The sequence below is a fragment of the Microbacterium sp. HMH0099 genome (assembly GCF_049384025.1).
Lineage (GTDB): Bacteria > Actinomycetota > Actinomycetes > Actinomycetales > Microbacteriaceae > Microbacterium.
On sequence record NZ_JBMRJR010000003.1, the window covers coordinates 224,122 to 242,066 of the forward strand.

General features: G+C 71.8%; 20 protein-coding genes and 4 tRNA genes. 12 read left to right on the plus strand and 12 right to left on the minus strand.

Going from position 1 to position 17,945, the window contains the following annotated elements; all coding sequences use genetic code 11:
* Positions 1-187 precede the first annotated feature (187 nt).
* On the minus strand, positions 188-580 hold the full coding sequence (locus tag ACO03V_RS08240; RefSeq protein WP_367726855.1) for a TIGR03618 family F420-dependent PPOX class oxidoreductase: 393 nt from the start codon (positions 578-580) through the stop codon (positions 188-190).
* Between the two features lie 203 nt (positions 581-783).
* Here ACO03V_RS08240 and ACO03V_RS08245 point away from each other — a divergent pair, with 203 nt between their 5' ends.
* The 9 genes from ACO03V_RS08245 (at position 784) to ACO03V_RS08285 (ending at position 9,880) form a co-directional block, all read left to right on the plus strand.
* On the plus strand, positions 784-1,878 hold the full coding sequence (locus tag ACO03V_RS08245) for an MSMEG_0568 family radical SAM protein (RefSeq protein WP_423137252.1): 1,095 nt from the start codon (positions 784-786) through the stop codon (positions 1,876-1,878).
* Complete coding sequence (locus ACO03V_RS08250; protein WP_423137499.1) at positions 1,839-3,269, plus strand: MSMEG_0567/sll0787 family protein; 1,431 nt, start codon at positions 1,839-1,841, stop codon at positions 3,267-3,269. The genes ACO03V_RS08245 and ACO03V_RS08250 overlap by 40 nt, the downstream gene beginning before the upstream one ends.
* Before the next feature lie 117 nt (positions 3,270-3,386).
* The gene (locus tag ACO03V_RS08255; protein WP_367726857.1) at positions 3,387-3,914 is read left to right on the plus strand and encodes an MSMEG_0572/Sll0783 family nitrogen starvation response protein; all 528 of its coding nucleotides are present in this window, start codon (positions 3,387-3,389) and stop codon (positions 3,912-3,914) included.
* A gap of 8 nt (positions 3,915-3,922) precedes the next feature.
* Entirely contained in the window at positions 3,923-4,825 is a 903-nt protein-coding gene (locus ACO03V_RS08260; RefSeq protein ID WP_423137253.1) for a carbon-nitrogen hydrolase family protein, read from the plus strand.
* Entirely contained in the window at positions 4,818-5,117 is a 300-nt protein-coding gene (locus tag ACO03V_RS08265) for an MSMEG_0570 family nitrogen starvation response protein (protein ID WP_423137254.1), read from the plus strand. Before ACO03V_RS08260 ends, ACO03V_RS08265 begins: the two co-directional genes overlap by 8 nt.
* Positions 5,114-6,367: an MSMEG_0569 family flavin-dependent oxidoreductase gene (locus tag ACO03V_RS08270; protein ID WP_423137255.1), complete on the plus strand. Its 1,254-nt coding sequence runs from the start codon at positions 5,114-5,116 to the stop codon at positions 6,365-6,367. The genes ACO03V_RS08265 and ACO03V_RS08270 overlap by 4 nt, the downstream gene beginning before the upstream one ends.
* A 25-nt stretch (positions 6,368-6,392) precedes the next feature.
* A complete protein-coding gene (locus tag ACO03V_RS08275) occupies positions 6,393-7,250 on the plus strand; it encodes a carbon-nitrogen hydrolase family protein (RefSeq protein ID WP_423137256.1) in 858 nt (285 codons plus the stop codon).
* Positions 7,251-7,295: 45 nt separating this feature from the next.
* On the plus strand, positions 7,296-8,441 hold the full coding sequence (locus ACO03V_RS08280; protein WP_423137257.1) for an MSMEG_0565 family glycosyltransferase: 1,146 nt from the start codon (positions 7,296-7,298) through the stop codon (positions 8,439-8,441).
* On the plus strand, positions 8,441-9,880 hold the full coding sequence (locus tag ACO03V_RS08285) for an AMP-binding protein (protein ID WP_423137258.1): 1,440 nt from the start codon (positions 8,441-8,443) through the stop codon (positions 9,878-9,880). The genes ACO03V_RS08280 and ACO03V_RS08285 overlap by 1 nt, the downstream gene beginning before the upstream one ends.
* Positions 9,881-9,982: 102 nt before the next feature.
* Here the strand turns inward: ACO03V_RS08285 and ACO03V_RS08290 are convergent, their stop codons facing one another.
* The 5 genes from ACO03V_RS08290 to ACO03V_RS08310 all read right to left on the minus strand — a co-directional run bounded on the left by ACO03V_RS08290 (position 9,983) and on the right by ACO03V_RS08310 (position 11,652).
* Positions 9,983-10,396: a PPOX class F420-dependent oxidoreductase gene (locus ACO03V_RS08290; RefSeq protein ID WP_423137259.1), complete on the minus strand. Its 414-nt coding sequence runs from the start codon at positions 10,394-10,396 to the stop codon at positions 9,983-9,985.
* Entirely contained in the window at positions 10,393-11,169 is a 777-nt protein-coding gene (locus ACO03V_RS08295; RefSeq protein WP_423137260.1) for a gamma-glutamyl-gamma-aminobutyrate hydrolase family protein, read from the minus strand. The genes ACO03V_RS08290 and ACO03V_RS08295 overlap by 4 nt, the downstream gene beginning before the upstream one ends.
* A 173-nt stretch (positions 11,170-11,342) precedes the next feature.
* Positions 11,343-11,417 (minus strand) — tRNA-Val (locus ACO03V_RS08300).
* A 27-nt stretch (positions 11,418-11,444) separates the two neighbouring features.
* Positions 11,445-11,515: transfer RNA gene (locus ACO03V_RS08305), tRNA-Cys, on the minus strand.
* A gap of 64 nt (positions 11,516-11,579) precedes the next feature.
* Positions 11,580-11,652: transfer RNA gene (locus ACO03V_RS08310), tRNA-Gly, on the minus strand.
* 152 nt (positions 11,653-11,804) lie between these two features.
* On the opposite strand from ACO03V_RS08310, the gene ACO03V_RS08315 reads away from it, so the two are divergent.
* Positions 11,805-11,880, plus strand: a tRNA-Val gene (locus ACO03V_RS08315).
* Between the two features lie 159 nt (positions 11,881-12,039).
* Here ACO03V_RS08315 and ACO03V_RS08320 read toward each other — a convergent pair.
* Positions 12,040-12,381, minus strand: a complete 342-nt coding sequence (locus ACO03V_RS08320) for a hypothetical protein (protein WP_367726873.1) — start codon at positions 12,379-12,381, stop codon at positions 12,040-12,042.
* A gap of 52 nt (positions 12,382-12,433) precedes the next feature.
* On the minus strand, positions 12,434-12,601 hold the full coding sequence (locus ACO03V_RS08325) for a hypothetical protein (protein ID WP_423137261.1): 168 nt from the start codon (positions 12,599-12,601) through the stop codon (positions 12,434-12,436).
* Positions 12,602-12,775: 174 nt separating this feature from the next.
* Between ACO03V_RS08325 and ACO03V_RS08330 the strand changes: the two genes are divergently transcribed.
* Positions 12,776-13,249 carry a MarR family winged helix-turn-helix transcriptional regulator gene (locus tag ACO03V_RS08330; protein ID WP_423137262.1) on the plus strand — a complete coding sequence of 158 codons (474 nt, stop codon included), beginning with the start codon at positions 12,776-12,778 and terminating at the stop codon, positions 13,247-13,249.
* 73 nt (positions 13,250-13,322) lie between these two features.
* Here the strand turns inward: ACO03V_RS08330 and ACO03V_RS08335 are convergent, their stop codons facing one another.
* The 4 genes from ACO03V_RS08335 to zapE all read right to left on the minus strand — a co-directional run bounded on the left by ACO03V_RS08335 (position 13,323) and on the right by zapE (position 16,872).
* Positions 13,323-13,679, minus strand: coding sequence for a hypothetical protein (locus ACO03V_RS08335; RefSeq protein WP_423137263.1), 357 nt, complete (start codon positions 13,677-13,679; stop codon positions 13,323-13,325).
* Positions 13,680-13,787: 108 nt separating this feature from the next.
* Complete coding sequence (locus ACO03V_RS08340) at positions 13,788-14,315, minus strand: type II toxin-antitoxin system PemK/MazF family toxin (RefSeq protein WP_367726881.1); 528 nt, start codon at positions 14,313-14,315, stop codon at positions 13,788-13,790.
* An 82-nt stretch (positions 14,316-14,397) separates the two neighbouring features.
* On the minus strand, positions 14,398-15,666 hold the full coding sequence (locus ACO03V_RS08345; protein WP_367726882.1) for an ammonium transporter: 1,269 nt from the start codon (positions 15,664-15,666) through the stop codon (positions 14,398-14,400).
* A 168-nt stretch (positions 15,667-15,834) separates the two neighbouring features.
* A complete protein-coding gene (gene zapE, locus ACO03V_RS08350) occupies positions 15,835-16,872 on the minus strand; it encodes a cell division protein ZapE (protein WP_423137264.1) in 1,038 nt (345 codons plus the stop codon).
* Positions 16,873-16,991: 119 nt separating this feature from the next.
* On the opposite strand from zapE, the gene ACO03V_RS08355 reads away from it, so the two are divergent.
* On the plus strand, positions 16,992-17,894 hold the full coding sequence (locus ACO03V_RS08355) for a sulfurtransferase (RefSeq protein WP_423137265.1): 903 nt from the start codon (positions 16,992-16,994) through the stop codon (positions 17,892-17,894).
* Positions 17,895-17,945: the final 51 nt, after the last annotated feature.

Genomic DNA, 17,945 nt, shown 5'->3' on the forward strand with positions numbered 1-17,945 from the left:
GGGGGCCGCGGCGCCCGCAGCCGCTCGCCGAACTCCGGAGTCCGTGCGCGTGTGCGCGCTCACCGGCACGAATCGGCGCGACGGCGGCGCGAATTGGCGCGACGGCGGCGCGAATCGGCTCGACGGCGGCGCGAATCTCCGGAGTTGCGCGAGCCGGTTCTTCCGGAGCCCGGCACGGCCGGCCGCGTCACTCGTCGTACGCGCGCCCCCAGGCGCGCCCGGGCTCGACGAGCCAGGCGACGAAGTTCTCGCGGATCGGGTACGGCTCGCCGGTGTAGAGCGTCGAGATGCGGTCGACGACCTCCAGGGCCGCGGCGCCCTCGAGACGCTCCACGGCGGTGCCGCGGACGAACGCCATCGCGAGCGGGTCGTCGGGCTTGGTCACCGAGACGGCCACGCGCGGGTCGCGCTGCAGGTTCCGGTCCTTCAGCGCCCCCGCCTCGGTGAAGAAGGCGAGCCGCTCCCCCTCGACGCCGACCCACACCGGAACGGAGTGGGGCGCCCCGTCCTTCATCAGCGTCGACAGGTGCGCGACGGCGGTGGTCTCGAAGTACGGCTTGGCGGTGGTCCAGTCGCTCATGGGGAGGCGAACGCCGAGACCGCCGCGGTTCTTCCCGCCCCGATCGCCCACTCCCCCGAGGCCCACTCCCCCGAGGCCGACTCTCCCGCCCCGACCGCCCCGCCGCCCGCGGGCCGGACGCGATACGACGCCCCGTCCGCCGCGAAACACGACTGCTATCCGGTGGTCGTCGTGCGGAAACAGTCGAGGTCTCTACTGGGGGCATGACCAACGAAGCCGTCCACACCGACCTCCATCCGGATCGTGTCGCGACCCGGGTCAGTCTCGCTCTGCTCGGCGTCCGCAGCGACGCCCCGGTCCGCCGCTCCGGCGGGGCGGGTCCGAGCGACGACGGTCACTTCGTGATCGACGGCGACGGCGCCGCGATCCCCTTGAATCCGAACAGTCCCTACGTCGTGTCCGCGTCGGGCCGCCTCACCCGGGACGGCGCCGACCTCGGCTTCGACGTCGCGCCGGTCGTCCGGCCCCGCTTCTACGACCTGCAGACGTCCGAGGGCGTCGCGTACGACAAGATCGCCAAGCTGCACGGCAAGAACGTCCTCGCCACGACGGTCGTGCAGACGTGCGTGCGGTACGACGAGAGCGAGCGCTGCCGCTTCTGCGCCATCGAAGCGTCCCTCGACGCGGGCACGACCATCGCGGTCAAGACGCCGGCCATGCTCGCGGAGGTCGCCGAGGCCGCGGTGCGTCTGGACGGGGTCACCCACATGGTCATGACCACCGGCACGTCGAACGGCTGGGACCGCGGCGCGAAGCACCTCGCACGCTGCGTGCGTGCGGTCAAGGCGGCCGTGCCGCAGCTCGAGATCCAGGTGCAGTGCGAGCCGCCGGCGGACCTCCAGGCCATCACGGACCTGTACGAGGCGGGCGCCCGGTCCATCGGCATCCATGTCGAGTCCATGGACGACGAGGTGCGCCGGAGATGGATGCCGGGCAAGTCGCGGGTCGGCCTGGACGAGTACCGCGCCGCCTGGCGCGAGGCGGTGCGGGTGTTCGGCTGGAACCAGGTGTCGACCTATCTCATCGTCGGCATGGGTGAGGAGCCGGATGCCGCCGTCGAAGGCGCCCGCGAGCTCATCGAGATGGGCGTCTACCCCTTCGTCGTCCCGTTCCGCCCGCTGAAGGGCACTCTCGCCACCGACGTGGACCGGGTGCCGGCGCCCCACCGCGCCACGGTGGACCACATCACGACACGGGTCGCGGCGCTGCTGCAGGCGGCGGGCATGCGGGGCGAGGACCAGCGCGCCGGGTGCGCGGCATGCGGGGCGTGCAGCATCCTCAAGACGGCGGGCGCGTGATGTTCGACCTGCCCGTCCTGACGGGGGCGCTCCCGCGGCAGGCGGCGGCGGCGTGGGAGATCCGCGTCGCGGACCCCGGCCAGGTCCGGGCGTACCGGGACCTCCGCCGCGACGTGTTCGTCGCCGAGCAGGGCCTGTTCCCGGACTCGGACCGCGACGACGTCGACGACGATCCGCGGACGATCATCCTCGTCGCGGTCACAGCGGAGGGCGAGGTCCTCGGCGGCGTCCGCCTCGCCCCCGCGACCCCGCGTGACATCGGCTGGTGGACCGGCGGGCGGCTCGTGGTCCGCCGCACGGCACGGCACGCCGGCGGCATCGGCCCGGAGCTGGTCCGCGCCGCCTGCCGGGAGGCGCTGCGACGCGGCGTCCTGCGCTTCGAGGCGACCGTGCAGGTCGCGAACGAGCCGCTGTTCCGCCGCCTCGGATGGGTGCGGTGGGGGGCGGCATCCATCTCCGGGGTCCCGCACGTGCGCATGCGCTGGCCGATCGACCGGATCGCGGAGCTCGTCGCCGCGACGAAGCTGCCGCTCGGCGACGTGCTCGCCGGACTGCGTGACGACCACCCCGCCGGACTCGGCGGCGACGGCTGGATCGGCGACGACGGCGCCCTCGTCGCCGGGACGGACGTGGTCGTGGCGACCGACGCGATCCTGCCCGCGATGATCGAGAAGGACCCCGAGTGGGCCGGCTGGTGCGGGGTGCTCGTCAACGTCAATGACGTCTCCGCGATGGGCGCGCGGACGGTGGGACTGATGGATGCCGTCGCGGCACCCACCCCGTCGGCGGTGCGTCGCATCGTCTCGGGGCTGCGCAGCGCGGCCGTGGCCTGGGGCGTGCCGATCCTCGGCGGGCACACGCAGGTGCGCGCGTCGCCGTCGCTCGCGGTCACCGCCATCGGGCGGACCGTCTCCCCCGTCCCCGGCGGCGGAGGGAGGGCGGGACACCCGCTCGGCCTCACCGTCGACCTGCACGGGCGCTGGCGGCGCGGCTTCGAGGGGCGGCAGTGGGACTCGACCTCCTCCCGCACCGGCGAGGAGCTGCGGCACCTCGCGGGGCTCATCCCCGGCCACCGTCCCGCCGCCGCGAAGGACGTCAGCATGGCCGGCATCGTCGGCACCGCCGCGATGCTCGCCGAGGCGTCCGGCACCGGCGCACGCATCGACGTGGCCGCCGTCCCCGCGCCCGACGGCGTGGCCTTCGGCGACTGGATGACGTGCTTCCCCGGCTTCGGGATGGTGACGGCCGGAGCGCCGCCGCTGGCCTCCCCGCTCGCCGCATCTGCGACGGTCGGCGAGCTGACCACCGCCCCGGGGGTGACCCTGCACTGGCCGGACGGCGTCGAGACCCGGGCGGTCGACGCCGGGGCCACCGGTCTCGGTGCGGCGTAACACGACCTCATTCCGACCGAAACCATTCCGAAACGCCCGGCGCCCACGCTGGGAACAGGGAAACCGATCCACACCCGACTGCTCCACCCCTGCACCACCGACGCGAAGGACATCATCATGACCTCTGACCTCGACGCGCAGATCGCGGAGAACATCGCCGCCTCGCTCAAGGAGATCCCCCACCCGTCGCTGCCGAAGGGCAGCAACATCTACGGCTCCACCAAGCTCTTCCCCGACTTCCAGGCGGAGAACGGCGAGAGCTACTTCACCCTCATCCACGGCATCCCGCACGAGTCCTCGGTGAGCTTCGTCGCGATCCTCCAGGCGACCCGCGCGCTCCGGAAGGGCTTCGAGTCGGCGATCTACCTGTACGGCCCGGGCACCCTCGCGGCCGCCGCGAACCGCGGCTTCCCGACCACGGGCGACGCGGGCTTCCCCGGCGAGCTGAACATGAACAACTCGCTCGAGACGTTCATCAAGGAGGGCGGCACGGTCTACTGCTGCCGCTTCGGACTCGCCCTGCACGGCATCCGCGAGGAGGACATCATCGAGGGCGTCATCCCCGCACACCCGCTCGACGTGCAGGACGCGGTCATCTACTACGCCCGCAAGGGCGCGATCATCAACTCCGTCTACAACCTCTGAGGTCCGCCGTGTCGATCACCGTCGCCTCCGTCTCGGCCAACTTCACCCGGGACCTGGAGCAGAATTACGCGCTCATCGCCGATCTAGTGGCCGAGGCGCGGGCCGCGGGGGTGTCGTTCCTGGCCTTCCCGGAGGCCGCGATCGGCGGATACCTCTCGTCCCTCGGCAATCACGGCGACACCGTCAAGACGACGACCCGGTCGATGCCGCCGGCCATCCGTCTCGACGGCCCCGAGATCGCCCGGGTGCAGGAGATCGCCGGCGACATGATCCTCACGATCGGCTTCTGCGAGCTCGCCGACGACGGGGAGACGCGGTACAACGCCGCCGTGTGCCTCGACGGCGACACCGTCTACGGCTCGTACCGCAAGGTGCACCAGCCGCTGGGCGAGAACATGTCGTACTCGGCCGGCGACGCCTACGCGGCATTCGACACCCCCGTCGGGCGGGTCGGGATGCAGATCTGCTACGACAAGGCGTTCCCCGAGGCCGCGCGCGTGCTCGCCCTCGACGGCGCCGAGATCATCGTCAGCATGTCGGCCTGGCCGGCGGCGCGCACCGCGACCGCGGAGAATCTGCAGGACGATCGCTGGACCTATCGGTTCAACCAGTTCGACATCGCGCGGGCTCTCGACAACCAGGTGTTCTGGATGGCATCCAATCAGTCGGGCACGTTCGGGTCGCTGCGCTACGTCGGCAACGCGAAGGTCGTCGACCCGGGCGGCAACATCCTCGCCACGACACTCCTCGGCACGGGGCTCGCGATCGCCGAGATCGACATCGCGGAGACGTTCCGGGCGATGCGCGGCGGCATGTTCCACCTGCGCGACCGGCGTCCGGACGTCTACGGCCCTGTGACGCGGACCGGCGGCGCCGGGGTCGACGGGTGGCGGGAGCTCGCTCATGCCTGAGATGCAGTTCACCGTCGAGTGGCCCGACGGGGTGCGGACCTCGCACTACTCGCCGAGCCTCGTCGTCCACGACTTCCTCGTCACCGGCGAGCGCTATCCGGTAGAGGACTTCGTGTCGCGCACGCGGGAGGCGCTCGACATCGCCAGCGAGCGGGTGCGGGCGGCCTACGGGTTCGCGTGCACCTCGGCCGCGGCCTCGCAGGCCGAGATCGCCCGCGCCGCGGACGGCCACGGGACGGGCGAGGTCGTCGTCCTCGCCATGGAGCCTCCGCTCCCGGCGGTGCCCGCGTGATCCCCGTCGAGATCGAGGCGGGCCGGCACTATTCGGCCGTCGTCGTCGGCGGCGGGCAGGCCGGGCTGGCGGTGAGCCGGCACCTCGTCGAGCGCGGGGTCGACCACGTGGTGCTGGAGCGGTCCTCCATCGCCCACGAGTGGCGGGACGGGCGGTGGGACAACTTCACCCTCGTGACGCCGAACTGGCAGTGCCGTCTGCCGGGGTATCCGTACGCCGGGCCCGACCCCGACGGCTTCATGCGGCGCGACGAGGTGTACGCCTGGGTCCGCGGCTACGCCGACACCTTCGACGCCCCCGTGGCCGAGCAGGTGGGCGTGGAGCGGGTGGCGCGGCGCGACGACGGCGCCTTCCTCGTGACCACGACCGCCGGGACCGTCTCGGCCGACGCCGTCGTGTCCGCCACCGGCGGCTACCACGAGCCCCTCGTGCCCGCCTGGGCCGCCGATCTGCCGCCGTCGGTCCGACAGCTGCACTCGCACGAGTACCGCAACGGTGGACAGCTGCCGGGCACGGTCCTCGTCGTGGGGACCGGCCAGTCCGGCACGCAGATCGCGGAGGACCTGCACCTGGAGGGGCGCCGGGTGCATCTCGCCGTGGGCCGGGCCCCCCGCGTCGCCCGCTTCTATCGGGGCCGCGACTGCATGACGTGGCTGGCCGACATGGGGGTCTACGACATCCCCGTCGGGGCGCAGGCCGCCGCCAAGCGCGCGGCGACCAATCACTACGTCACCGGGCGCGACGGCGGGCGCGACATCGACCTGCGCGCGTTCGCCGCGCAGGGCATGGCGCTGCACGGACGTGCCATCGGGATCACCGGGGGCCGGCTGCACTTCGACGACGCGCTCGCCGCGAACCTCGACCACGCCGACGACGTGGCCGCCTCCATCAAGCGCGACATCGACGCGTTCATCGCGCGTGAGGGCATCGACGCGCCGGCCGAGCCGCCCTACCGGCCGGTCTGGGCTCCTCCGCCCGGACCCACGTCCGTCGGCCTGAACGAGATCGACGCCGTCGTGTGGGCGATCGGGTTCCGGCCCGACTGGTCGTGGCTGGGAGACCTGGCGGTGCTGGATGCGCAGCGGCATCCCGTGCACGACCGGGGCGTGACCGCCGAGCCCGGGTTCTTCTTCGTCGGGCTGCCGTGGCTGCACACGTGGGGGTCGGGCCGGTTCCACGCGATCGCCCGGGATGCCGCCCACGTGGCGGCGCAGGTCGACGCGACCGCGTCGGCTCTCGCCGTGCGGTGAGGCGGGGTCCCGTTAGCCTGCTGACATGGGATCGGTGACGATGGCCGCCGTCGCGGCCCACTTCGGGCGCGATGTCGAGCGCACGCTGGCCAAGCTCCCCGGGATCGTCGCGGACGCGCGGTCGCGAGGCGTCGACCTGCTCGTGCTGCCGGACGCGACGATCGGCGGCTACCTCCTCGACCTGCACCACCCCGCGGGGGACGGCGACAGCGTCCCGCACTCCGTGGAGATCGACGGACCGGAGGTCGCCGCCATCGTCGCACTCGCCGGCGACATGACGGTGTGCTTCGGCATCGCCGAGCGGGCAGTGGAGGACGGCGGCGAGCGCCGGTACAACACGGCGGTGTGCGTCACCGGCTCGGGGGTCCTCGGCACGCACCGCAAGGTGCACCTGCCCCTGGGCGAGGGCGAGGTGTACGAGCCGGGGTCGGCGTTCGAGGCCTTCGACACCCCCGTCGGGCGCCTGGGCATGCTCATCGACTTCGACAAGACCTTCCCGGAGGCGGCGCGGTCGCTCGCCCTGGACGGGGCGGAGATCATCGCGTGCCTGAGCGCGTGGCCCGCCAGCGTCACCGACCGGTCCGACCGCATCCGCAACGACCGTCAGGCGCACCTGTTCGACCTGTACGACTGCGCGCGGGCCGCGGAGAATCAGGTCTACCTCGTCTCGTCCAACCAGACCGGCGTCCTCGGCGGACTGCGCTTCCTCGGACAGGCCAAGGTCGTCGACCCCGCGGGCGAGATCGTCGCCAAGACGTGGGCGAAGGGCGGTCTGGCCGTCGCCGAGGCCGACGTCGCCGGCGACATCGCCCGTGCCCGCCGCTCGCTGAACCACCTCGCTCAGCGCGTCTCCCCCGCCTACCGCCTGGACGCGCCGGTCTGACGACCCCGCCCCGCCCCGACCGCCGCACACGCAGGGAGGACACCGTTGCATATCGCACTGCTGACCTACTCCACCAAGCCCCGCGGCGGCGTCGTGCACACGCTCGCTCTCGCGGAGGCGCTCGCCGCCCGGGGGAACGACGTCGAGGTGTGGACGCTCGGGCGCGGCGCGGACACCGCCTTCTTCCGCCCGGTGCGGCCGGAGGTGCGGGTGCGGGTCGTCCCGTTCGCGGCGCGGGACGGCGAAGGGGTCGGCGAGCGCATCGAGCGCTCCATCGACGTCATGTCCGCCGCCCTGGACACCGACGCGGACGTGGTCCACGCCCAGGACTGCATCTCCGCCAATGCCGCCCTGCGCCGCGGCATCCCGGTCCTGCGCACCGTCCATCATCTCGACGCCTTCACCACGCCCCAGCTGGTCGCGTGCCACGACCGCGCCGTCCGGGAGCCGGTGGCGCTGCTGAGCGTGTCCGCGGCCGTGTCGGCGGAGGTCGAGGGGCTCTACGGCCTCCGTCCGCACGTGATCCCCAACGGCGTGGACGCCTCGCGCTTCGCGGCGGCGGCGGGACCGGATGCCGCCCCCGCGCGCGACCGCTGGACGTCCGAGCTCGGCGACTACGTCCTCGCGCTCGGCGGCATCGAGCCGCGCAAGGGCTCGATCGACCTGCTGGAGGGGTTCGCCCGGGTCCGGGTGAGCCACCCGGATCTGCGGCTCGTGTTCGGCGGCGGGGAGACGCTGTTCGACTACCGCGACTACCGCGCGGCGTTCGACGCCCGCGCCGCCGAGCTGGGGATCGTCCCGACGGTCCTCGGCACCGTGGACGACGACGCGCTGCCCTCGCTCGTCGCGGCTGCGCGGGTGCTCGGGTTCGTCTCCACGAAGGAGGGCTTCGGTCTCGCCGCCATGGAGGCTCTCGCCGCGGGGACGACGGTGGTGGCCCGCGATCTCCCCGTCATCCGCGAGGTGTTCGGCGATGCCGTCCTGTACGCCTCGACGCCCGAGGAGATCGCGTTCCGCATCGGCAGTGCGCTCACGGAATCCGGAGACGTGGATCGCGACGCGGGCCGGCGCCTGGCCCGGGCGCATACGTGGGATGCCGCCGCGCGCGCCCACGAGGCGTTCTACCGCGGATTGATCGGGCAGACCTCCTCCTCGGGCACCGCCGCGCACGCTCCCGCCCGGACGCGGTGATGGCGGCGCCGACGTTCTCCGCGCTGCTGGCCGATCGGGCCCGACGCGCGCCGGAGGAGCCGGTCGTGGTCGACGATCGCGAGACGCTCACCGCCCGCGGGCTCGACACCGCGGCGACGTCCCTGGCGCACGCCCTGCGCCGGCGCGGTGTGGGACTCGACGACACCGTCGCGGTGTCGATGGCGAACAGCGTCGACGTCGTCATCGCCTGCGTCGGCGTCTGGCGCGCCGGAGCGACCCCGCAGCTGGTCGACCCCCGCCTGCGCCGCGAGGAGCGCGCGGCCCTGGAGGGTCTGGACCGTCCCGCCGCGGCGATCGGGGCCGCACCCGTCGACGGCTCGACCCCCTGGCTGCCGAGCGCGCGCGTGGCGCCCGACGCCGGACCGCTGCCCGATCTGGCCGCATCCTCGTGGAAGGCGGCGACGACGTCCGGTTCCACCGGGAGGCCGAAGATCGTGCGGGCCGCCGCGCCGGCCCGCCTCGACCCGGAGCGCCCCGTGGCCGCGTTCCTCCCCCGGACCGGCACGCAGCTCGTGGCCGGCCCGCTGTGGCACTCCGCGGTCTTCACCTACGCGTTCCGCGGTCTGCTGACCGGACAGCGGCTGGTCGTCATGGACCGCTTCTCACCCGAGAACTGGATCGACCGCGTCGAGACCCACCGCGTCACGTGGGGGCTGCTCGTCCCGACGATGATGGCGCGGCTCCTGCGCCTCCCCGAGGCTCAGCGGGACCCGGCGCGTGTGACGAGCCTGCACGCGGTCCTGCACATGGGGGCGCCCTGTCCCCCGGACCTCAAGCGGGCGTTCCTCGCCTGGCTCGGACCCGAACGGGTCGACGAGGTGTACGCCGGGAGCGAATCGAACGGCCTCACCCTCATCGGCGGGGTCGACTGGCTCGCGCATCCCGGCAGCGTCGGCCGTCCCATCGGGGGCACTCGGCTCCGCATCCGCGACGACCGCGGCGACGACCTCCCCACCGGCCGGCCAGGGCGGATCTGGATGCACCGCGGGGACGACGCGGCCTACGCCTATGTCGGCGCGCGCTCCCGGCGGGATGCGGACGGGTGGGACACCCTCGACGACATCGGGCACGTCGACGCGGACGGCTTCCTCTTCGTCCACGACCGCGCCGACGACATCGTCAACCGCGCCGGCACCAAGGTGGCTCCGGCGACGGTCGAGAGCGCCCTGGCATCCCACCCCGACGTGGTGGAGGCGGTGGCGTTCGGGGTGCGCGACGACGACCTCGGGTCCGCGGTGCACGCCGTCGTCCGGCTGACCGACGACCCGGCGCCCCTCGACGACATCCTCGCCTTCGGGCGGTCCCGCCTCGGACCCGTGCCGCTGGACGCCCTGCACGTGACGGCGTCACCCCTGCGGAACGACGCCGGCAAAGTCCGGCGGTCCTCCCTCGCCGACGAGTTCGCCCCGCACGCCTGACCCGGTGGCATCCCTTCGATGAACGCTCCCTGCCCCGGGAAACGGGCTCACCCCGCGTTTCCGAGTGCGGCGGGCGTTTCTCGGCGATAGCGCCCGCGGGGCTCAGTCGGCGCGGGAGATGCGGATGATCACGCGGTCGCCGGGACGCCGCTGCAGGCGCCGTACGACGGCCTCGACGCCGAGGATCATCCGGAACTGCAGCCCGTACTTCTTCTTCAGGGCCCGCTCCGCGCGCGGGTCGCCGGTGTGCGGCCCCGCGATCCGGGCGACGGCCGTGAGCTCGGTGGCATCCGGTTCCACCTTCCCCATCCGGCTGCAGGGCCGCAGGGTCACGCGCGGGTCGTTGCGCAGGCGCTTCACCTTGCCGGTGGTGCGCTCGCTCGTGACGACGAGCTCGTCGCCGTCGGGGGCGATCCAGACCGGGACCGCGACGAGGTCGCCGTTGCGTCGGTACGTTCCGAGGGAGACGAAGGATGCCGCGGCGATCTCATCCCAGACCGGGTCGGGTGTGCTCATCCGCTCACGCTAGCGCCCTGCGGGCGCGAGGAGCCGGTGCGGTCGCACGCGTCGTGGGCGAGCGTGAGCAGGTCGGTGAGGACGGTCCCCTGGGCGCCGACGTCCTCGGGATGCCATTGCACGCACCACAGCGGCGCGCTGACGTGCTCCAGCGCCTCGACGGTGCCGTCCTCGGCCCGCGCGGTGACGCGCAGCTCCGCGCCGAGACGGTCGACGGCCTGATGGTGAGCGCTGCGGACGGTGAGCTGCGTCGCGCCGAAGACCCGCGCCATCGCGCTGTCGGGCTCGACGGTGATGCCGTGGTCGACCATGCAGTCGGACACGCTGCCCGGGTTCACGTGCGCGTCGCCCTCGAGGTGCGGCACGAGCGTGCCCCCGAGCGCGACGTTGACGATCTGCATCCCCCGGCAGATGCCCACGACGGGACGGCCGGCGGCGATCGCCGCGCGGATGAGGTCGACCTGCGCCCGGTCGGCCTCGGGAAAGGTCTGCCCCACCCGCGGGTCGTCGACGTCGCCGCCGTACAGCGCGGGGTCGACGTCCTCACCGCCCATGACGATGAGCGCGTCCGCGGCGGTCACCCGGTTCGCGCCGTCACCGGCGGGCAGCGACCCGGCGGCGACGCGGTCCACGAGGAACCCGCTGTCCGCGGCGGCTCGCAGCACGCCGGCGGTCAGCTCGTTGAGCTTGTCCTCGTACGCGGGGTCGTCGCGGCCCCCGTCGACCACGTCGAGCACCAGCAGGACCGGGCGTTCCCGGGCGGAGTCGTTCACCCGTTCATCGTGGCACGCCGCGCGTCGCTCTCCCTGCCCAGTGAACGCTCTCCGCCGGTGGAAACGCGGTGGCACGGCGTTTCCCCCAGCTCCGAGCGTTCACACGACGGGATGCCGCTTCGCGCAAGCCCGCCGAACAAACAAAAAACCCCCGGAGGTCCGGGGGTTTCAGGTGGTGCGCGATACTGGGATCGAACCAGTGACCTCTTCCGTGTCAGGGAAGCGCGCTACCGCTGCGCCAATCGCGCCTGTGAAGGCTGTTCTGTTATGAGGCGAGGTGGCGACGGGATTCGAACCCGTGTAAACGGCTTTGCAGGCCGGTGCCTAGCCGCTCGGCCACGCCACCGTGTGTGGTTCGACCCACGTGTCGTGATCCCCGTCGGTTTCCCAGACGGAGACTCCTCCACTCGAGCGGATGACGAGACTCGAACTCGCGACCCTAACCTTGGCAAGGTTATGCGCTACCAACTGCGCTACATCCGCATTTCGTTCCCGGGGCTTGCCCCGAGCACTCGTAAGACATTACCCGATCCTGGCGCATGCGCAAAACGGTGCGCGGCCCGCGCGTGTCTCCCCGGGTGGTTCGAAGCACCGCTCGGCATCCGCTACGATCGATGAGTCCCGTTCGGGACGACGGGCGATTGGCGCAGTTGGTAGCGCGCTTCCTTCACACGGAAGAGGTCATCAGTTCGAGTCTGGTATCGCCCACCACGAAACCCCCCGGTCCACCGGGGGGTTTTCCTCTTTCCGGGCGCCGTCCGGCAACAGGAAATCCGCGGCGGAGACGCCCCGAGGACGGCGAAGCCCCCGGCGTCTCACACGAGACGACCGGGGGCTTCGAATGAACCGGGGCGCACTCCCCCGCCGCGCTCAGGCGGCGGCGGCGAGCTGGACGCGGTGCGCGTCCTCCTGCTGCTGCCACGTGGCGGCGTTCAGCAGCAGACCGGACGACATGGCCGCCTGGTCCGCGAGCTGGCGCAGGTACCCCCCGGAGAGGCGCACCGGCTCGGCGCTCGAGAAGTGGAAACGCAGGGAGATCGACGGCTGGATCCACAGCGTCGTGCGCGAGTGGGCGGCCGCGGCGTCCGTCCACGTGAGGGTGAACGACTCGCTCCGCCGGAGCTTGGTCGCGAGGACGACCTGCAGGTACTGCAGCAGTCGGTCGTCGATCTCGATCGGCTGGGGGTCGGAACCGTAGAAGAGCTTGCCCATGAGGACTCCTGGCTGTGTGGTGCGCGTGCGGAGGAAGAGAAGGGGGACCGGGTCAGAAGACCAGCGGCGCGAGCACGGCGAGGCCTGCCGCCGAGGTGACGACGGCCGCAACGACGACCGCGGTCGACAGCCGCTGCGCCGTGGCCTCAACCGGAGACGGAACGAACGTCGACCGGCGCAGGCGCGAGGGCTGGCCCCAGGTGAACACGTTGGTGGTCATTACGGTTTCCTTCCGTCTCGGTCCGGAGACACTCAACCCCGGTGATGATCAACCTAGCATGTATTTAAGGCCGTTAGGTAAAGCACCGAGAAGTATTCTGCGATGATGATCAGCAGGGGAACCTTAGGTGTCTAGTTATAGTGAGAAGGCACCGATGGACATGGGGAGCACACGATGACCGCAGAGACGAGCGAGACCTCGCCGCTGATGGCGGCGCTCATGCTGTTCTGCCGAGAACGAGCCATCGCCGCCGCACAGGCGCGGAAGGAGCTCGAGGTGAACGAGTTGGATGCGAAGGCGATCCTCTACATCGCGACCCATGCCGGCGCCCGCCCCTCCGAGCTCGCCGGCCACCTCCGCGTGACCTCGGCCGGCGTCACGACCATGGTCGAGCGCCTCGTTCGTCGCGGCATCCTCCGCCGCGAGGCCGACGAGGCCGATCGCCGCGTCAGCCACATCCACCTGGCTGTGCCTCTCGACGAGGAGCCGTGGTCGCAGCTGACCCGCTTCCACGACGCGTTCCGCGCCGTCGTCTCTCAGCTCGATCCCGAGGTCGAGCGGGAGCTGGCGGCGTTCTTGACGCACGCGACGCTCACCGCCCGCGACGAGATCGACCGCTCCGCGACCGGCGCGACGTCAGCCGCCTGACGCACCGACGAACTGAACCGCTCCGCGACCGCCGACACGTCAGCGGCCTGACGCCCGCCGGACCGCACCACGCTCAGACCGAGGGCGCCTCACCGGCGAGCTGCGCCATGTGCTCGACAGACTTGCGCTGCAGGAACGCGCACAGGTCGGCGGCGTTCGCGATCTCACGGCAGAGGTCGTAGACGTCCTCGGGCGAGAGCTCGGTCACCTCGGGCTGCGCCTCGAACGTCACACGCCAGTCCGGGACGCCGACGGCGATGGGTGCCAGGTACACGGACGTGGTGGCATTCGCGAGCGGGAAGATCACCAGGCCGCTGTCGACGCCGTCCACGGGCTCCTGGTCGGCGACGTAGGCCGTTCCCCCGCCCGCACCGCTCGCGGCGAACTCCTCGAGCCACGACTGCAACAGGTCCTTGCTGCGAAACGGCACTTGGCGCACCCTCCGTTGTCCTCGCGGAAGACGCTCCGCTCAGAAAATCGTACGACAGCGCCGCCCCTTTCCCGACCACGTCCAAGAACCGGCGTCAGCCGGGGAGCGTCAGGCTCGGCGCCACCCGTAACGCGCCGACAGCGCCGCGGCGATCCGGTCGAACCGCTGCCGGTCCAGCGCCGCGGCCTCCCGCCGCATGGCCGCGTCCGGGACGACGTAGACCTGCTCCACGTCGACCCACGACGGACGCCCCTGCGGGTCCCACGCGCCGGCTCCGAGCGCCAGGTAGTCGGCATCCCCGGCGTGCGGCTTGCTCGTCAGGCGCACCGCGAACGAGTGGGCGGCGTCCCGTCGGCCGAGAACGAGCACGGGACGGTCCTTGCCCCGCCCGTCGCGCTCCTCGTAGGGCACCCAGGTCCACACGATCTCGCCGCCGTCCGGCGCCCCGTCCCGCTCGGGGGCGTACGTCAGCGTCAGACCCCGCGGGCCCGGCGGGGCGATCTCGAGGGTGCCGCCCGTGGCATCCCGATTCCGGATGCCGCCCGGCCGCGCGCTCGGAGCGGGCTCGCGGGTCGGCGGCGTCGACGGGCGGAACGCCCCCAGGAGCGCGGAAAGCAGGCGTGAGGCGGTTCCCATGTGTTCACCCTAGACAGCCCTGCACGCACGACGGAGGGGCGCCACGGACGAATCCGTGACGCCCCTCGGGCCGAGGCTGAGATCAGCCGCGGGTGTCGCTGAGGACGTAGCCCTCCTCGCCGTGGACGATGGTGTCGATGCCGGCCACCTCGTCCTCGTTGCGGACGCGGAAGCCGATCGTCTTCTCGATCGCGAAGCCGATGACGTAGGCCAGGACGAAGGAGTAGACGAGCACCGCGAGCGCGGCGATGGCCTGCACGAGCAGCTGCGTGAGCGAGCCGCTGTAGATGAGACCGGTGCCGTTGGCGAAGATGCCCAGGTACAGCGTGCCGAGGAGGCCGCCGACCAGGTGGATGCCGACCACGTCGAGCGAGTCGTCGAAGCCGAGCTTGAACTTCAGCTCGATGGCGAGCGCGCAGACCGCACCGGCGACCAGGCCGAGGACGATGGCCCAGAAGGGGGTCAGCGAGGCGCAGGCCGGGGTGATGGCGACGAGACCGGCGACGGCACCCGAGGCGGCGCCGACCGAGGTGGGCTTGCCGTCCTTGATCTTCTCGACGAGCAGCCAGGCGAGCAGCGCCGCGGCGGGAGCGGCGATCGTGTTGACGAAGGCCAGGGCGGCGGTGCCGTCGGCAGCGAGCTCCGAACCGGCGTTGAAGCCGAACCAGCCGAACCACAGCAGACCGGCGCCCAGGAGGACGAACGGCGGGTTGTGGGGGACGTGAGCGCCCTTCTGGAAGCCGACGCGCTTGCCGAGGACGAGCGCGAGGGCGAGCGCCGCGGCACCGGCGTTGATGTGCACCGCGGTACCGCCCGCGAAGTCGATCGCGCCCACCCCGAACACGGTCTGCATGCCGTGGGTGATCCAGCCGCCGTAGGCGAAGGAGCCGTCGTCGGCGAGGCCGAAGTTGAAGACCCAGCTGGCGACGGGGAAGTAGACGACGGTCGCCCACACGGTGGCGAAGATCATCCACGCGCCGAATTTGGCGCGGTCGGCGATGGCGCCGGAGACCAGCGCGACGGTGATGATGGCGAACGTGGCCTGGAAGGCAACGAAGGCCAGCGGCGGGTAGGCCGCGTCCTCAGGCGTCTCGAGCAGGCTGGTCAGCCCGAGAGCGGTGAAGTCGATCGACCAGGGGGCGACGGTGCCCTCGGCGGCCGGGAACGCGATCGCGTAGCCGTACAGCACCCACAGGACGCCGATCAGGCCCATGGCGCCGAAGCTCATCATCATCATGCTGATGACGCTCTTCGCCTTGACCAGACCGCCGTAGAAGAACGCGAGTCCTGGCGTCATGAGCAGCACGAGTGCCGCTGCTATCAGGATGAATGCGGTGTTGCCTTGATCCATCTCGGAGGAAACCTCTCTGCAGGGACGCCGGGAGCGCGTCGGGTCCCCCCAGTGTTGCCGCGCCGGGTTTCCCCGGGCCCCCGCCCGCTGTTTCCGGGATGTTACGAGCGTGCCGCGGAGGTAAACATCGCGTTTCGCACTCCCGAGAGGTGGGAATGAGGTTGCGGGTCAGGAGTGCGTGAGCGCGACGAGTCGAGAGACGGCACGCAGGTACTTCTTGCGATAGCCGCCGCCGAGCATCTCCTCGGCGAACACCGTGTTCAACGGCACGCCCGTGGCGCGGATCGGGATCTGCGCGTCGTACGCCCGGTCCACGAAGGCGACGAGCCGCAGCGCGGCGGACTGGTCGTGCAGGACCTCGACGTCGCGCAGGCCGATGACGTCCAGTCCGTCGATGAGACGGATGAATCGCGAGGGGTGCACCCGGGCCAGGTGGCCGATCACGCCGGAGAACGCGTCGTCGGATGCCACTCCCCCGGTCGCCGCGCCGTCGACGGCGTCGCGGTAGTCCGCGTCCGAGAGGACGCGCGCCTCGCCGTCGATCGCGCGCTGACGGAAGTCGGTGCCGTCGATGCGGATGGTCCGGAAGCTGTCGGACATCGACTGGATCTCGCGCAGGAAGTCCTGCGCGGCGAAGCGCCCCTCGCCGAGAGCGTTGGGCGGCGTGTTCGAGGTGGCGGCGAGCTTGGTCCCGGATGCCACGAGCTCTCCGAGCAGCCGGGTCATGACCATGGTGTCGCCGGGGTCGTCGAGCTCGAACTCGTCGATGCACAGCAGATCCGACCCGCGGAACAGCTCCACCGCCTTGGCGTACCCCAGGATGCCGACGAGCGCCGTGTACTCGATGAACGAGCCGAAGTACTTCCGGCGGGCGGGCATCGCGTTGTAGATCGAGGCGAGCAGGTGGGTCTTGCCGACGCCGAACCCGCCGTCGAGGTACACACCGGGCTTGACCGGCGGCGTCTTCTCCGCGCGACGGAAGAAGCCGACCTTCTTCACCGGGGCCGAGGCGCCGCCGGCGAAGGCCTGCAGCAGCTTCTTGGCCTCCTGCTGCGACGGGTACGCCGGGTCGGCGCGATAGGAGTCGAACGTCGCGCCGTCGAACTGGGGTGGCGGGACGAGCGCGTCGACCATCTCGGCACCCGAGACGGCGGGATCGCGGTCGACGAGGTGAATGAGGCCGGTCGTCGCGGGCGAAGAGGTCATGGCCGTCCTGTGTCGCAGTCTTACGGGAGGGGTGCGTGCACCCACGGGCGGTCCTAGGGTCGTTGGTGCGGTGTCCACCCTACGCCGCGATCACCGCCGCACCGACCGAGGAGCCCTCCGTGACCGTCGAGTTCGACACCACGTCCCCCAAGTTCGCCGCGTACTCCGAGCCCGGCCGGCTCGTGACCGGCGAATGGCTGCAGGAACGACTCGGGACGCCCGGTCTCGTCGTCGTCGAGTCCGACGAGGACGTCCTGCTGTACGAGACCGGCCACATCCCCGGCGCCGTCAAGGTCGACTGGCACACCGAGCTGAACGACCCGGTCGTCCGCGACTACGTCGACGGCGAGGGCTTCGCGCAGCTCCTCAGCCGCAAGGGCATCTCGCGCGACGACACCGTCGTCATCTACGGCGACAAGAACAACTGGTGGGCCGCCTACGCCCTGTGGGTGTTCTCGCTCTTCGGGCACGAGGACGTGCGCCTGCTCGACGGCGGACGCGACAAGTGGATCGCCGAGGGCCGCCCCCTGACGACGGATGCCACGAGCCCCGAGCCGACGGACTACCCCGTCGTCGAGCGCGACGACTCCGTGCTGCGGGCCTATAAAGAGGACGTGCTCGCGCACCTCGGCAACCCGCTGATCGACGTGCGCTCCCCGGAGGAGTACTCGGGCGAGCGGACCTCCGCCCCCGCCTACCCCGAGGAGGGCGCGCTCCGCGCCGGCCACATCCCCACCGCGCAGAGCGTGCCGTGGGCGAAGGCCGTCGCCGAGGACGGCGGCTTCAAGTCGCGCGAGGAGCTCGATGCCATCTACCGCGAGGGCGCAGGTCTGAAGGACGGCGACTCCGTCGTCGCCTACTGCCGGATCGGAGAGCGCTCGAGCCACACCTGGTTCGTGCTCAAGCACCTTCTCGGCTTCGACGACGTGCGCAACTACGACGGGTCCTGGACCGAGTGGGGCAGCGCGGTGCGCGTGCCGATCGTCTCCGGCGCGGAGCCGGGCGAGGTCCCCCGCCGCTGACTGAAGCGGCCCGACGGCGACGCCGCTGAGCGAAGCGGCCCTGAGGGCGAT

Coding starts and splice junctions, on each gene's coding strand:
- ACO03V_RS08240 (WP_367726855.1), bottom strand. CDS start 580: ATGAGCGACTGGACCACCGCCAAGCCGTACTTCGAGACCACCGCCGTC.
- ACO03V_RS08245 (WP_423137252.1), top strand. CDS start 784: ATGACCAACGAAGCCGTCCACACCGACCTCCATCCGGATCGTGTCGCG.
- ACO03V_RS08250 (WP_423137499.1), top strand. CDS start 1,839: ATGCGGGGCGTGCAGCATCCTCAAGACGGCGGGCGCGTGATGTTCGAC.
- ACO03V_RS08255 (WP_367726857.1), top strand. CDS start 3,387: ATGACCTCTGACCTCGACGCGCAGATCGCGGAGAACATCGCCGCCTCG.
- ACO03V_RS08265 (WP_423137254.1), top strand. CDS start 4,818: ATGCCTGAGATGCAGTTCACCGTCGAGTGGCCCGACGGGGTGCGGACC.
- ACO03V_RS08275 (WP_423137256.1), top strand. CDS start 6,393: ATGGGATCGGTGACGATGGCCGCCGTCGCGGCCCACTTCGGGCGCGAT.
- ACO03V_RS08285 (WP_423137258.1), top strand. CDS start 8,441: ATGGCGGCGCCGACGTTCTCCGCGCTGCTGGCCGATCGGGCCCGACGC.
- ACO03V_RS08290 (WP_423137259.1), bottom strand. CDS start 10,396: ATGAGCACACCCGACCCGGTCTGGGATGAGATCGCCGCGGCATCCTTC.
- ACO03V_RS08320 (WP_367726873.1), bottom strand. CDS start 12,381: ATGGGCAAGCTCTTCTACGGTTCCGACCCCCAGCCGATCGAGATCGAC.
- ACO03V_RS08325 (WP_423137261.1), bottom strand. CDS start 12,601: ATGACCACCAACGTGTTCACCTGGGGCCAGCCCTCGCGCCTGCGCCGG.
- ACO03V_RS08330 (WP_423137262.1), top strand. CDS start 12,776: ATGACCGCAGAGACGAGCGAGACCTCGCCGCTGATGGCGGCGCTCATG.
- ACO03V_RS08340 (WP_367726881.1), bottom strand. CDS start 14,315: ATGGGAACCGCCTCACGCCTGCTTTCCGCGCTCCTGGGGGCGTTCCGC.
- ACO03V_RS08345 (WP_367726882.1), bottom strand. CDS start 15,666: ATGGATCAAGGCAACACCGCATTCATCCTGATAGCAGCGGCACTCGTG.
- zapE (WP_423137264.1), bottom strand. CDS start 16,872: ATGACCTCTTCGCCCGCGACGACCGGCCTCATTCACCTCGTCGACCGC.